Below are 15016 nucleotides of genomic sequence, written 5' to 3' on the forward strand. Positions count from 1 at the left end.
GAGGCCCGCACACCATGCGGGCCTCTTTCTATATTGTGGTTTGTTCGGGTTGTACGGCTTGGGCTGCGCTCATTCTGGCAGAAGCAACCGATTAAAAAACGGCCCACCGAAGTGGGCCGTAGAGATATCTGATCGCGGGTCAGATCCCCGGTTTGCGCTCCGGGCAGCGGCCGATGATATCTGCAGGCAGATCGCCGTTATCCTGTTCCAGCACCACGTCGAATCCCCACAGCTGATGCAGGTGTTTGAGCACCTCATGGCGTGAGTCGCCAAGGGGGATGCGGTTGTGGGGCACATAGCGCAGGGTGAGGGAGCGATCCCCCTTCACGGCGACGTTGTACACCTGAATATTGGGCTCCAGATTGCTGAGGTTGTACTGGGCCGACAGGGTATTGCGCACCTGACGGTACCCCTCGTCATTGTGGATGGCTGAGACCTTCAGATAGTTCTTCAGATCGTCGTCATCAATAGCGAACAGCTTCATGTCGCGCATCACCTTGGGACTGAGGAACTGGCTGATAAAGCTCTCGTCCTTGAAGTTCTGCATGGCAAAGTGGAGGGTTTCGACCCAGTTGCTGCCGGCATAGTCGGGGAACCAGTATCTATCTTCCTCGGTCGGGTTCTCGCAGATGCGGCGCAGGTCGGTAAACATGGCAAACCCCAGCGCATAGGGGTTGATCCCCGAGTAGTAGCGGCTGTTGTAAGCAGGTTGATAGACCACGTTGGTGTGGCTGTGCAGCACCTCCATCATGAAGCGATCGCTCAGTTTGCCCTCGTCATAGAGGTGATTGAGGATGGTGTAGTGCCAGAAGGTGGCCCACCCCTCGTTCATCACCTGAGTCTGCTTTTGTGGATAGAAATACTGGCTTATCTTGCGCACGATGCGCACCACTTCCCGCTGCCAGGGCTCCAGCAAGGGGGCATTCTTCTCGATAAAGTAGAGAATGTTCTCCTGGGGCTCTGCGGGGTAGCGCCTGTCCTCTACCCCCGCGGCTTTATGCTGTTTGGGCAGGGTACGCCACAGCTCGTTGACCTGAGTTTGCAGATAATCTTCCCGCGCCTTCTGACGCCGCGTCTCCTCGGCCATCGAGATCTTCTGGGGACGCTTGTAGCGATCCACCCCGAAGTTCATCAGGGCATGGCAGGAGTCGAGCAGCTGCTCCACTGCCTCGATGCCATGCTTCTCTTCACACTGGGTGATGTAGTTCTTGGCGAACAGCAGGTAGTCGATGATGGAGGAGGCATCGGTCCAGGCCTTGAACAGGTAGTTGTTCTTGAAGAAGGAGTTGTGACCGTAGCAGGCGTGGGCCATCACCAGCGCCTGCATCGGCATGGTGTTCTCCTCCATCAGGTAGGCGATGCAGGGATCGGAGTTGATGACGATCTCGTAGGCCAGCCCCATCTGGCCGCGCTTGTAGTTGCGCTCGGTATGGATAAAGCGCTTGCCGAACGACCAGTGTTGATAGCCGATGGGCATGCCGACGCTGGAGTAGGCATCCATCATCTGCTCGGCGGTGATCACCTCGATCTGGTTGGGGTAGGTGTCCAGCTTGTAGAAACGGGCGACCCGGGCGATCTCCTGGTGATAGGTCTCCAGCAGATCGAAGTTCCAGTCTGGTCCGTCATCCAGTGGCGCTACACGTTTTTCTGTTTCGATCATGTGACCTCCTCACGCCGCTTGTTTCTTGAACAGCTCGCGGAACACCGGATAGATATCCTCGACCTTGCGAATGTGCTCCATCGCAAAGTGGGGGAACTGGCTGGCTACCGACTCATATTCGTGCCACAGGGTCTGGTGAGCACGGGTGGTGATCTCGATGTAGGAGTAGTACCGCACCCTTGGCATGATGTCCCGCGCCAGGATCTCCCTGCATTGCGGTGAGTCATCAGCCCAGTTGTCACCATCCGATGCCTGCGCCGCATAGATGTTCCACTGGTTGGCGGGGTAACGCTCGTTGATGATGTCATTCATCATCTTGAGGGCGCTGGAGACGATGGTGCCGCCGGTCTCCTGGGAGTAGAAGAACTCGTGCTCGTCCACCTCCTTGGCCTGGGTATGGTGGCGGATATAGACCACCTCGACATTCTTATAGGTCCGGCTCAGGAACAGATAGAGCAGGATATAGAAACGCTTAGCCATCTCCTTGGTGGCCTGATCCATGGAGCCCGATACGTCCATCAGGCAGAACATCACCGCCTGACTGGAAGGGACGGGCCGTTTGACGAAGTTGTTGAATTTGAGGTCGAAGGTGTCAATAAACGGCACCGCATCGATCCGTCGTTTCAGCTCCCTAATCTCCTTCTCGAGCAGGGCTATTTCGGCAAAGTGCTCGTTGGGATCGTTGGCCAGCAGGGCCAGCCGATCTTCCAGTTCATGCAATTGGCGTTTCTTGCCTGCTTGCAGCGCCATGCGACGTGCCAGCGAATTTTGCAGGGAACGCACCACGTTGATGTTGGCGGGCACCCCGTTTGAGGTGTAGCCCGCCCGATAGGTTTTCACCTCCATCAGCTGGTTGAGCTGGGTTTTCTGCAGCCTGGGCAGCTCCAGGTCTTCAAACAACAGATCGAGATACTCATCCTTGGAGATCTGGAACACGAAATCATCGGCCCCTTCTCCCTGATTGGATGCCTGTCCCTCGCCGGAACCCTGTCCACCGCCCCCTCCTTTGGGGCGGTCAATCTTGTCGCCGGAGACGAACTGATCATTGCCGGGATGCACCATCTCCCGTTTACCGCCGTGCCCCTGATGAAAATGGGGCTCGCCGATATCCTTGGTCGGGATGCTGATGCTTTCGCCCTTGTCTACGTCCTGAATGCTGCGCTTGGAGACAGCATCCGAGACCGCTTGTTTTATCTGCTTCTTGTAGCGGCGAATGAAGCGCTGCCGATTGACAGCGCTTTTGTTTTTGCCGTTGAGCCTGCGGTCGATAAAATGCGCCATAACTCCCCCTTGAACAGTCAGGGTCAGGATGACTTGCGTACCCTGAGATACCATTCGGAGAGCAGTCGCACCTGTTTGCGGGTGTAGCCTTTCTCCATCATCCGTTCGACAAAGTTATCGTGCTTCTTCTGCTCCTCGGCCGAGGTTTTGCTGTTGAAGGAGATAACCGGCAGCAGCTCTTCCGTGTTGGAGAACATCTTCTTCTCGATCACGGTGCGCAGCTTCTCGTAACTGGTCCAGTTGGGGTTACGGCCTGCATTGTTGGCCCGGGCACGCAGCACGAAGTTGACGATTTCGTTACGGAAATCCTTCGGGTTGCTGATCCCGGCGGGTTTTTCAATTTTCTCCAGCTCGCTGTTGAGAGACGCTCTGTCAAACAGCTGGCCGGTTTCGGGATCACGGTACTCCTGATCCTGGATCCAGAAGTCGGCGTAGGTGACGTAGCGATCAAAGATGTTCTGACCGTACTCGGAGTAGGACTCGAGATAGGCAGTCTGGATCTCCTTGCCGATGAACTCCACATAGCGCGGGGTCAGATAGCCCTTGATGAACTCAAGGTAGCGATCGTGCAGCTCTTGCGGGAACTGCTCGCGCTCGATCTGCTGCTCCAGCACATAGAAGAGATGCACCGGGTTGGCGGCCACTTCCGCGTGGTCGAAGTTGAAGACGCGGGAGAGGATCTTGAACGCAAAGCGAGTAGAGAGACCATTCATCCCCTCGTCCACACCGGCGTAGTCGCGATACTCCTGATAGCTCTTCGCCTTGGGATCGGTGTCTTTCAGGCTCTCGCCATCATAGACCCGCATCTTGGAGTAGATGCTGGAGTTTTCCGGCTCTTTCAGCCGTGACAACACAGAGAACTGGCCCAGCAGCTCGAGGGTGCCCGGAGCGCATTTGGCCTCGGTCAGCTCGCTGTTGATCAGCAGTTTCTCGTAGATCTTCACCTCTTCGGAGACGCGCAGGCAGTAAGGGACCTTGACGATGTAAACGCGGTCGAGGAAGGCCTCGTTGTTCTTGTTGTTGCGGAACTGCTGCCACTCGGATTCGTTGGAGTGGGCCAGCAGAATGCCGTCAAAGGGGAGGGCGGAGAGCCCCTCGGTGCCGTTGTAGTTACCCTCCTGGGTTGCTGTCAGCAGCGGGTGCAGCACCTTGATGGGGGCCTTGAACATCTCCACAAACTCCATCACCCCCTGGTTCGCTTTACACAGCGCACCTGAGTAGGAGTAGGCATCGGCGTCATCCTGGGCGAAGTGCTCCAGCATGCGGATGTCGACCTTGCCGACCAGTGAGGAGATATCCTGGTTGTTGTCATCACCCGGTTCCGTTTTGGCTATGGCAATCTGATCGAGAATGGAAGGGTTGACCTTCTCCACCTTGAACTTGGTGATGTCGCCGCCAAACTCGTGCAGGCGTTTTGCCACCCAGGGGGACATGATGGGACGCAGGTAACGGCGCGGGATGCCGTACTCTTTTTCCAGGATCTCCCCATCTTCTTCGATGTCAAACAGACAGAAGGGGTGATCGTTGACCGGTGAGCCCTTGATGCGATAGATGGGCACCTTCTGCATCAGGGATTTGAGTTTCTCTGCCAGCGAGGATTTACCGCCGCCAACGGGGCCCAGCAGATAGAGGATCTGTTTCTTCTCCTCCAGCCCCTGGGCGGAGTGTTTGAGGTAGGAGACGATCTGTTCGATGGCCTCTTCCATCCCGTAGAAATCCTTGAAGGCGGGATAGCGTGCCACGACGCGGTTGGAGAAGAGTCGGCTCAGTCTGGGGTTGGCTGAGGTGTCTACCATCTCCGGCTCACCAATGGCGGTCAGCAGACGTTCGGCTGCGGAGGCGTAGCAGGCTTTGTCCTGCTTACACATATCCAGGAACTCCTGGATGGTATATTCCTCTTCTCTCGCTTTTTCATATCGCTGTTGGTAATGCTCGAATATGCCCATAACTTTGCCCTCGTTATAGTCGCTTACCCTGAAAAAAGTGGATGACTGCTTTTGTGTTGTGCGCTTTTAAAGCCTAGTCAACAGACTCCAGTAATCCATCACGGTTGATAGGTTAAATTCTGAAGAAACCTGCCCGATCCTTGTGCGGGGAGGGTCAGTCAACAACACCGCTATGTTACTGACTGTTAAATTATTTTTGCCACGATAGTGAGGTAAATGTCAAAGACATAAAAAATAAATGTTTATGGGAAACAGGGAACTTATTGCGAAAAGATTAAGGGGTTTGACGAAAGGCAATGGGGCTGCGGGTTGGCGGGGTTATGAATAGAAATGCCATTACGTGAACGTCAACGTAAGTTACCTTGTTTGGAGTTTAGGCTCTAATTTTTACATTGACGCTACATTTTGAGTGCAATAGATTGGCGATGTGTGAGCAGCAAGACGCTTTAGCAAGAGAGTTGACTGTTGCCTCACCAAGCTCTGTTTAAGCACGTTTCCGTTGGCTTGACCCTCGCAACCGCGAGGGTCTTCTTTTTCTGCGTCTGTAAACGCTTGTTTCTGCTGGTGGCTATTGACGCCGCCAGCACTCACCTAGCAAGGGTAGGCTTGTTGCACTGCCGCCAGGACGCGGGCAAACGGGTGGGCGGCCAGTTGGCCTGCGCCCGCCAGCGATTTGGCCTTGACCCGGCTGGTCAGCGGTGTGGCGATACCACACAAAAAACGGGCCAGAACACGCGCATCCACCGAACCTGTCTTGGCAATCAGCGGATCGCACCAGGCGCGGATCCCCGCCTCGTTTGGCATGGCCAGTTGGGGCAGGGGAGGGAGATGTGCCACCTTGCCGCGACAAACCGAACAGTGGCCACAATGAACCGGCGCCACCTCATCGGCAAAATAGCGGGCGAGGCGGTGGCTCAGGCACTCATCCGAGGTGAAAAAGTCGAGCATGGCTTGCAGTCTGGCCAGCTCACTTTGCTCTTTTTGCAGGAACAGGGTGTGCAGGGCTTTTGCCTCCTGCTCGTTGTCCCACCCCTGACGGGTGATCCGGTAGACCTCGGTCATCTGTTTGCTTTCAAGCTCGATCCAGCCTTGCTGCTGCAGGTAGTCGAGCGCCGCAACCGCCCGCTGTCGCTCCCCTTGATAGCCCTGCCAGAGGGCGTCAAAGTCCATGGTGCACCAACTGCGGGCTTGCGGGGCGCAGGCGAACAGCTGCTCCAGAAACTGGCGACGATCCGGATTGAAGCGGCTCACTATCTCGCCTTTATCCAGCACAAACTTGAAGCGGTAGTCGGCGTAGTAGCTGTAGGCCGGGGTGATGATGCCTGCCATCTCCAGATAGACCAGCAGGGTTTTAAGGGGCAACTGGCGGATATTGGTGTCGTTGGAGAGGCGCAGCAGGGTGAATTCCCACTCGCTCCCGCTCTGTTTGATGAGGGCAAGGAGCTGGAGGATGGCACTCAAATCCGGCGTATCGCCGTAGACGAAGTTCTCCAGCACCGGCAGCTGGCTCTGGTTGGCCAGCACGATACAGCGCGATGGTTGGCCATCCCGTCCGGCGCGGCCAATCTCCTGGCTGTAGTTCTCGATAGATTTGGGCAGATCGTAGTGAATGACCCGCCGGATATCCGCTTTGTCGATCCCCATGCCAAAGGCGATGGTGGCGACGATGCAATCCACCTTGCCCGCCATGAAGTCGTGCTGGATCTGACTGCGCAGCGCCGAGTCGAGTCCGGCATGATAGGCGCGGGCGTTGATCCCTTCTCTAATGAGTTGCTCGGCACAGGCTTCTGCGGTGTGTTGCAAGGTGACGTAGACGATGGTGGGGGCCGCCGGATCGTTGGCCAACTCCTGCGCGAGCCAGCTATCCCGCGCGTCGGGCGATAGGGGAATGACCGCCAGATCAAGATTGGATCGGTAGAAACCGGTGACCACGACCCCCTCCGGTTCGATGCCGAATTTGGTCTGCATATCCTGAATAACCGCCGGTGTGGCGGTGGCGGTGAGCAGCAACACCTGCGGGATCTTGAGGTCATGGCGATAGCTCGGCAACTTGAGGTAGTCGGGGCGAAAGTTGTGGCCCCACTCCGAGATACAGTGCGCCTCATCGACGACCATCAGCGAGAGCGGCACTTGCTGGATAAAGCGGCGAAAGCGCTCGTTCTTGAGTCGCTCCACCGAGATCATCAGGATCTTGAGCTGGCCATCCAGCGCCTGCTGCATCACTCGTCGGCTCTCCTCCGGACTCTGGCTTGAGTCGAGGGTGGCGGCGCTTATTCCCTTGCTTTTGAGGAAGGCGAGCTGATCGTGCATCAGCGCCAGCAGCGGCGAGATAACCAGGGTCAGGTGAGGCAGGGCGAGGGCCGGCAGTTGATAACAGAGGGACTTGCCGGAGCCGGTGGGAAAGATGGCGGCGGCACTCTGACCTGCCAGCACCCGGCTGATCACCGCCTCCTGACCTGGCCTGAGTGCTGAGAAACCAAAATACTGGTTGAGCAGGGATGTGATCATGGCAAGGCTCCGCGGCAAATGGGGGATGATAGCACAGCGATGCCGGTCATGGATGACACAGGAATAGTCGTGAGGGTGAGGGCAGAGAGTGTCGATAAAACGTACGAAAATGGGTGGTTGCGCTGTGGTTAAGGTTTTGTTGCGGTTTTTTGTGATGGAAACGGGATATTTTTTGGTGAGTCTCTGGAAAAAAAAGATGGCGAATGGGATATTCCGTCATGCAATCCGGTGACTGGCGGATCGGCCCGACAGAAGGCTGGCCACAGACACCACATTCGGGCGACAGGGGTTTCCCGATGAGTGGTTGCAGACAGGACTCATGATTCATGCACTACGGTGCTTAGGGACTTTTTTGATGACACAACAACACCCCCTCCTTCGGCTGGTCAATAGCACCAGCCTGGTCAGCCAGATCCTGGTTGGTCTGGTATTCGGTATCTTGCTGGCACTGTTTGCGCCCGAGTGGGCGAAAACGGCAGGTCTGCTCGGCAGTCTGTTCGTTGGTGCACTGAAAGCGGTAGCCCCGCTGCTGGTATTCGTACTGGTGATGGCGGCCATCATTGGTCACAAGCAGGGTCAGAAGACCAATATTCGCCCGCTGCTGGCGCTCTACCTGTTTGGTACCTTCTCTGCGGCCGTGGTCGCGGTGATTGCCAGCTTCCTGTTCCCCTCCAACCTCCATCTGGTGGCCAATACTGCCGAGATCACCCCGCCAGGCGGGATCACAGAGGTGCTGCAGACCCTGCTGTTCAACGTGGTGACCAACCCGGTCAAGGCGCTGATGGATGCCAACTATATCGGGATCCTGGCGTGGGCCATCGGTCTGGGTATCGCCATGCGCCATGCCAACGAGAGCACCAAGGCGCTCATCACTGACCTGTCTCACGGTGTCTCCGCCATCGTGAAAGCGGTGATCCGCTGTGCTCCGCTCGGGATCCTGGGTCTGGTTGCTTCCACTCTGGCAGAGACCGGCTTTGACGCCCTGTTTGGCTATGCCCAACTGCTGGTGGTGCTGATCGGCTGCATGCTGTTTATCGCCTTCGTGGTCAACCCGTTGATCGTCTTCTGGAAGATCAAGCGCAACCCCTATCCGCTGGTGCTGACTTGCCTCAAAGAGAGCGGTGTGACCGCCTTCTTTACCCGCAGCTCTGCCGCCAACATCCCGGTCAACATGGCGCTCTGTGAAAAACTGCGCCTGCCCAAAGATACCTACGCTGTCTCCATCCCGCTGGGTGCCACCATCAACATGGCGGGTGCGGCCATCACCATCACTGTGCTCGCCATGGCGGCGGTACATACCCTGGGGATGGAAGTGGACATGGCAACGGCCATTCTGCTCTCCGTGGTCGCCACCATCAGTGCCTGTGGCGCCTCCGGTGTGGCGGGCGGCTCCTTGCTGCTGATCCCGCTGGCCTGCAGTCTGTTTGGTATCAGCAACGATATCGCCATGCAGGTGGTTGCTGTCGGCTTTATCATCGGCGTGTTGCAGGATTCTGCCGAGACAGCCCTTAACAGCTCCACCGACGTGCTGTTCACCGCCGCAGCTTGCATGGCTGAAGATGAAACCCTGCTGGATGTGGCTCCGGTACCGAGCCGCGAAGCCTGATCTCGTAACGGTCAGTTTCGCAACACACTTGCGCCCTCTTCGGAGGGCGCTTTTTATTGCCGGATTTGCTCTCTTTTCCTCTTTAAGCAGGCTCTTTGGCTGATGTGCCGGACATTCTGTCGCCCTTGTCTAGGGCGCTGCCTTATCTTTATCCCTTTGAGTCGTGCTTCCTCCTTCTGTTGTGCGTTACACATTTTTGCCTGCTCTGCCAAGAGCCGATTGCTATGGCTTACCCCAGATCTTCAAGACAATCACAGCATCACATAAGAACGAAGATAGCTGGCTGCGGCAGATGAGCCCAACCCGTCTTATTAGACACGCCATCATGGTTTGGTGAGGGGGAGTAAACGTGTTGGCGATATTGAGCTGCGGGCAGGGGGGGTCATGTTGATACCCGATGTGCTCTGGCATGGCGCTGGTGAGCATGCAGATATCCAAAAAGGTGAGGAGAGTAATAAGGAGAGAGCAGGGTAATCGCGGTGGCACAGAGTGCAGAGATAAAAAAGCCAGCCGAGAGTTCGGCTGGCTTTTTGCTATCAGTGTCAGGTGGGGGATTAACCGACCAGCTGATAGAGGATGGCGGAGATGGCGATCATCCCCATCACTGCGACAAATACGTTGCTGATATGGCCCTGATACTTCGCCATGGCCGGTACGCGCTTGATGGCGTACATCGGCATGATGAACAGGATGGTAGCGATGATCGGGCCGCCCAAGGATTCAATCATGCCCAGGATGGAGGGGTTGGCAATGGCAGTGCCCCACAGGGTCAGGATGAAGAAGGCGATGATGAACATCTCGACTTTCTTGGCGTTCGGCTCTTTGCCTGACTTGCGCATGTTCTGCACGATCATCCCCTTCAGACCTTCACGGGCACCCAGATAGTGGCCGAAGAAGGAGGATACGATGGCGACGAACGCAACCAGCGGACCGAAGTAGGAGATGATGGGGCTGGCATGCTGGTTGGCCAGATAGGAGAGCACGGCGATGTTCTGAGCCTTGGCTTCCGCCAGCTGGGCCGGTGTCAGGCTCATGACGCAAGAGAAGACGAAGAACATCACGAAGCCCAGCAGCACCATGGCGGTACGCTTGAGGATGGCATCGGCTTTCTCGACAGCCTGATCACCGTGGTCGCGGCGCTGGGCCAGAGAGAAGCTGGAGATAGCCGGGCTGTGGTTGAAGGAGAAGACCAGTACCGGGATGGTCAGCCACAGGGTAGTGGCGAAATCCTTGGCAGAGGGCACTTGCTCCAGCGCCGCGCCGGTCCAGTCCGGGATCAGGTAGAGGGAGATACCGGCCAGAATGGCGATCAGCGGATAAACCAGCAGCTCGGTCACTTTCAGCATCAGCTTTTCACCGGCCAGCATCACCGACATCATGCCCATGATCAGCACGATGGAGAGGATCCAGCGCGGCGGGGCACTCATCTGCAGCTGGTTGACCATAAAGCTTTCGACGGTGTTGGTGATGCCCACGCCATAGATAAGCACGATGGGGTAGATGGCGAAGAAGTAGAGCAGAGTGATTAATTTACCGGCACCCACGCCAAAGTGCTCTTCCACCACTTCGGTGATGTCTGCATTTGGCTTTTTGGAGGAGAGCACGAAGCGGGCCAGACCACGGTGGGCCAGATAGGTCATGGGACCTACCAGCAGCGCCATGACAACCAGCGGCCAGAAACCGCCCATACCCGCGTTGATCGGCAGGAACAGGATCCCCGCGCCAACTGCGGTCCCGAACAGACTGATGACCCAGGTAGAGTCGCGTTTTTCCCAACGAGTGGTTTGAGTAGAGCTGATCCCTTGCTCTGTTGACGCCGCAACTCCCTGCGTGCCAGTGACTGTGTTTGACATCTATCTCACCCCGAATGTGTGGTTCTTATTAAGTCGGCGCAAGGATACGGTTTTTCTAATCAAAAATGTTGATCAAATTCATCTTTACGGCACGAAAAACCGCACTTTCTTATGGAAATGTGATCAAAACAAGAAAAATTCAATTATTGTTTATCAATTGGCACGTTATTTTAGTGTTAATGATTAAATCTCGCTCAGCCAAATGTAGGTAAATTGTTATTTTGCGAGATGCTGGGCTAGCTGGTTGATCATGCTGGCGGTAGCCCCCCAGATAAAGTGCTGTTGCCAGGGGATCCAGTAGATGGTGTGTGCTTTCCCCCCTCTGGAAAGGGTCAGTGGGATGTGGTTGCGCCGATCCAGCAGATGTGTCAGCGGCACTTCGAAGGCGTGATCCACCTCATCCGGACTCAGGATGAGGGGATAGTTGCCATCGAGCAGCCCCAGCACCGGCAGTACCTCGAATCGTGACACCGTATTGAGCGGGTTGAGGGTGCCGATCACCTCGATCAGCCGTGCCGGAATGCCTAGCTCCTCTTCGGTCTCCCGCAGCGCCGTGGCAATCAGGTTCTCGTCGCCGGGATCCTGTCGCCCGCCGGGGAAGCTGATCTGCCCCCCATGATGACGCAGCCGGGGGCTGCGCCGGGTCAATAACACGCTGAGCCCCTCATCGCGCATCACCACCGGGATCAACACCGCCGCCGGACTGAGCCCGCCGATGGCGAGTCGATGGGCCGGGGCGGGTCGCTGCAACTGGAAGCGGGTCAGCAGTTCGTGGCGATCCATGGCGGGGAGCTCTCCTGTGCGTTGGCCAGACAGTGGGGAGGGTTACAGCGCCGACAGCGGCGGCAGGATGCGGGCGACCTTGTCATAGGTCTCCTGATATTCGCTGTCGGCGTCGGAGTCGGCGATGATGCCGCCACCGGCCCAGCAGTGCAGGCGACCCGCTTCGGCGATCAAAGTGCGAATGCAGATGCTGGTATCCATCCGGCCATGCTGGCTGAGATAGCCGATGCTGCCGCAATAGGCATTGCGGCGCTGGGGCTCCAGCTCTTCGATGATCTCCATGGCGCGGATCTTGGGGGCGCCGGTGATGGAGCCACCCGGGAAACAGGCGCGCAGCAGATCGACCCCTTGCCAGCGTGCATCCAGCTCACCGTGGATGGTGGAGACCAGATGATGTACCGCCGGAAACGACTCCACTGCAAAGAGATGAGGCACGCTGACCGAGCCCGGCCGGCTGACCCGACCGATGTCGTTGCGCAGCAGATCAACGATCATCAGATTCTCTGATCTGTCCTTGTCGGCCTGCGCCAGCTCCCGTGCGACTTGCCGATCGGTCACCGAATCCGGGTGGCGAGGGCGAGTGCCCTTGATGGGTTTGGTTTCGATATGACGGCCATCGAGCAGCAGGAACCGCTCGGGGGATAGGCTCAGCAGCGCGCTCTCCGGCAAACGGATAAAGGCTGAGAAGGGGGCCTTGTTGGCGGTTGCCAGCAGGCAGTAGGCCTGCCACTCATCCCCCTGATAGGGGGCGCTGAAACGCTGGGTCAGGTTGATCTGGTAGCAATCCCCCGCGGCGAGATATTCCTGAATGCGGGCAAACTTCTCGCCATACTCGGCGCGGCTCATATTGCTCTGCCACGACCCCTGCAAGGCAAAAGCGGGGGCCGGTTTGGCCTGCTGCTGTTCAAGCCAGGCCAGCCGGTTGGCAAGGCCCGCTTTATCCCCCCAGTGCACCAGCTGCCAGTCGTCGGTCGCCACATTGCGCAGCAGCGCCCAGTCGTAGATACCTACCGCCATGTCTGGCACCGCGATATCGGCGGCGGCCTGCACTGGCAGTCGCTCGAAACGACGGCCGAGATCATAGCCAAACAAACCGAGGGCGCCGCCAATAAAGGGCAGGTGAGTGGCACACAAATCCAGCTCCCCCAGCAGCTGTTGCTGGGTATGGGCCAGCAGGGCGAGGGGATCTTCGTGGTGTTTGCTGATATTCGCCCCGACACGCAGAGTGGTCACCTCGCCACGGGTTTCGAGGGTCGCCAGCGGATCGGCAGTGATGATATCAAAGCCGTTATCGGCACCGAGTGGTCCCGCCGATTCCAGCAACATGGCCCACGGCTGATGTTGCAGGCGGGCAAAAAGCTGATGGAGTTCAGCACTGTGGTCTAGATGATGGATATGAAGTGTTGGCGTCATTTTATGTTACACAGGCAACAGTTTGGTTCCCGAACCCTAGTCGGTGCTGGTGGGCAAGCGTATCATAGGTGTCGGTGACTTAAGAAAAAACTGCCGTGTCGTTCGTTTTTTGCTGGTTGATAGTTTTTAGCCAGCACGTCAGCACGGCCCATCATATGGAAGCCCTTGCCCTGCTCCGTGGCAGAGACAAGGACCAGTGAGGATGATATGAGCATTATAAAAAAACAGGATTTCATCGATTCTATCGCAGATGCCCTCCAGTACATCTCCTATTACCACCCGTTGGATTTTGTTCAGGCTGCCAAAGCGGCGTATGACCGCGAGGCCAACCCGGCCGCCAAAGATGCGCTGGCCCAGATCCTGATCAACTCCCGCATGTCCGCCGAAGGTCATCGTCCGCTCTGCCAGGACACCGGCATCGTCACCTGTTTTGTGAAGATCGGCATGCAGGTGCAGTGGGACAGCGACATGACAGTGCAGGAGATGGTGGATGAAGGAACCCGTCGTGCCTACACCAATCCTGACAACCCGCTGCGCGCCTCCGTGCTGGCCGATCCGGCCGGCAGTCGCAAAAACACCAAAGACAACGCCCCTGCCGTGGTGCATATCGACATGATCCCCGGCAACAAGGTGGAAGTGAGCATCGCGGCCAAAGGCGGCGGCTCCGAGAACAAATCCAAGATGGTGATGCTCAACCCCTCTGACGATATCGTCGAGTGGGTGCTGAAAACCGTGCCGACCATGGGCGCAGGCTGGTGCCCGCCCGGCATGCTGGGCATCGGCATCGGCGGTACCGCCGAGAAAGCGGCGGTACTGGCCAAAGAGGCCTTGATGGAGCATATCGACATTCAGGAGCTGATTGCCCGTGGCCCGCAAACCACAGAAGAGAAGCTGCGGGTCGAGCTCTACGACAAGGTCAACAAGCTGGGGATCGGTGCCCAGGGTCTGGGCGGTCTCACTACCGTGCTGGATGTGAAGGTGAAATCTGCGCCGACTCATGCTGCCTCCAAGCCGGTGGTGATGATCCCCAACTGCGCCGCGACCCGTCACGTTCACTTCGAGCTGGATGGTTCAGGCCCCGCCGAACTGACTCCGCCGAAACTGAGCGACTGGCCGGAGATCACCCGTGAAGCGGGTGGCAACGTGCGCCGCGTCAACGTCGATGGCATCACCAAGGCCGAACTGGCCAGCTGGAAGAGCGGTGATACCGTGCTGCTATCGGGCAAAATCCTTACCGGTCGCGATGCAGCCCACAAGCGTATCGCCGACATGCTGGCCCGTGGTGAAGGGCTGCCGGAAGGGGTCGATTTCACCAACCGCTTTATCTATTACGTTGGCCCGGTTGATGCGGTGCGTGACGAAGTAGTTGGCCCGGCTGGCCCCACCACCTCCACCCGGATGGACAAGTTCACCGACATGATGCTGGGTGAAACTGGCCTTATCGGCATGATCGGCAAATCCGAGCGTGGCCCGAAAACCGTCGAGAGCATCAAGCAGCACAAGGCTGTCTATCTGATGGCGGTCGGCGGCGCCGCCTATCTGGTGGCCAAGGCCATCAAGAAGGCCCGCGTGGTGGCCTTTGCCGATCTCGGCATGGAAGCGATCTACGAGTTTGAAGTGGAAGATATGCCGGTGACCGTTGCGGTCGATTCCGAAGGCAACAACATCCACGAAACCGGCCCTGCCTACTGGTCGGCCAAGATTGCCGAGCTGGATGGCAAACTCTCCTCCTGAGTGAGCGTTCCCGCTGCCGGTTAACGGCATCGGCCAGGTAAACAAGGCGCGTCCATCCGGATGCGCCTTTTTGCTTTGGCTGGCCTGTTATGGGCTCAGGTTGGCCGTTTGCGGCAAGCAGTGTCTAGTCCTGAAATAGGTTTACACATTTTCAACTAGCATTTCTCTACTCAGAACCCCCTATGTACCGCATCGGGGGTTCTGTATTTCAACGCATGATGCGGCCGCTCCG

The 15016-nt window shown here is 57.4% G+C and carries 9 protein-coding genes; 2 read left to right on the forward strand and 7 right to left on the reverse strand.

Annotation, left to right across the window (positions count from 1 at the left end):
• Positions 1–139: 139 nt before the first annotated feature.
• The 4 genes from ACB042_RS03690 to ACB042_RS03705 form a co-directional block, all read right to left on the reverse strand.
• Positions 140–1660 carry a SpoVR family protein gene (locus tag ACB042_RS03690; protein ID WP_371177816.1) on the reverse strand — a complete coding sequence of 507 codons (1521 nt, stop codon included), beginning with the start codon at positions 1658–1660 and terminating at the stop codon, positions 140–142.
• A gap of 9 nt (positions 1661–1669) precedes the next feature.
• A complete protein-coding gene (locus ACB042_RS03695) occupies positions 1670–2941 on the reverse strand; it encodes a YeaH/YhbH family protein (protein WP_005351738.1) in 1272 nt (423 codons plus the stop codon).
• 23 nt (positions 2942–2964) lie between these two features.
• Positions 2965–4887: a PrkA family serine protein kinase gene (locus ACB042_RS03700; RefSeq protein ID WP_005333223.1), complete on the reverse strand. Its 1923-nt coding sequence runs from the start codon at positions 4885–4887 to the stop codon at positions 2965–2967.
• Between the two features lie 591 nt (positions 4888–5478).
• The gene (locus ACB042_RS03705) at positions 5479–7395 is read right to left on the reverse strand and encodes an ATP-dependent DNA helicase RecQ (RefSeq protein WP_371177817.1); all 1917 of its coding nucleotides are present in this window, start codon (positions 7393–7395) and stop codon (positions 5479–5481) included.
• Positions 7396–7750: 355 nt separating this feature from the next.
• On the opposite strand from ACB042_RS03705, the gene sstT reads away from it, so the two are divergent.
• Positions 7751–9001, forward strand: coding sequence for a serine/threonine transporter SstT (sstT, locus tag ACB042_RS03710; protein ID WP_103251982.1), 1251 nt, complete (start codon positions 7751–7753; stop codon positions 8999–9001).
• Positions 9002–9555: 554 nt separating this feature from the next.
• Here sstT and ACB042_RS03715 read toward each other — a convergent pair.
• The 3 genes from ACB042_RS03715 to pabB all read right to left on the reverse strand — a co-directional run bounded on the left by ACB042_RS03715 (position 9556) and on the right by pabB (position 12963).
• Entirely contained in the window at positions 9556–10854 is a 1299-nt protein-coding gene (locus ACB042_RS03715; protein ID WP_005345325.1) for a serine/threonine transporter, read from the reverse strand.
• 216 nt (positions 10855–11070) lie between these two features.
• Positions 11071–11637, reverse strand: a complete 567-nt coding sequence (locus ACB042_RS03720; RefSeq protein WP_005351753.1) for a CoA pyrophosphatase — start codon at positions 11635–11637, stop codon at positions 11071–11073.
• 42 nt (positions 11638–11679) lie between these two features.
• Complete coding sequence (gene pabB / locus ACB042_RS03725) at positions 11680–12963, reverse strand: aminodeoxychorismate synthase component I (protein ID WP_371177834.1); 1284 nt, start codon at positions 12961–12963, stop codon at positions 11680–11682.
• 294 nt (positions 12964–13257) lie between these two features.
• Here pabB and ACB042_RS03730 point away from each other — a divergent pair, with 294 nt between their 5' ends.
• Positions 13258–14784, forward strand: coding sequence for a fumarate hydratase (locus ACB042_RS03730; RefSeq protein WP_005345328.1), 1527 nt, complete (start codon positions 13258–13260; stop codon positions 14782–14784).
• Positions 14785–15016: the final 232 nt, after the last annotated feature.

The sequence above is a fragment of the Aeromonas sp. S13(2024) genome, assembly GCF_041402405.1.
Taxonomy (GTDB): Bacteria; Pseudomonadota; Gammaproteobacteria; order Enterobacterales; family Aeromonadaceae; genus Aeromonas; species Aeromonas veronii.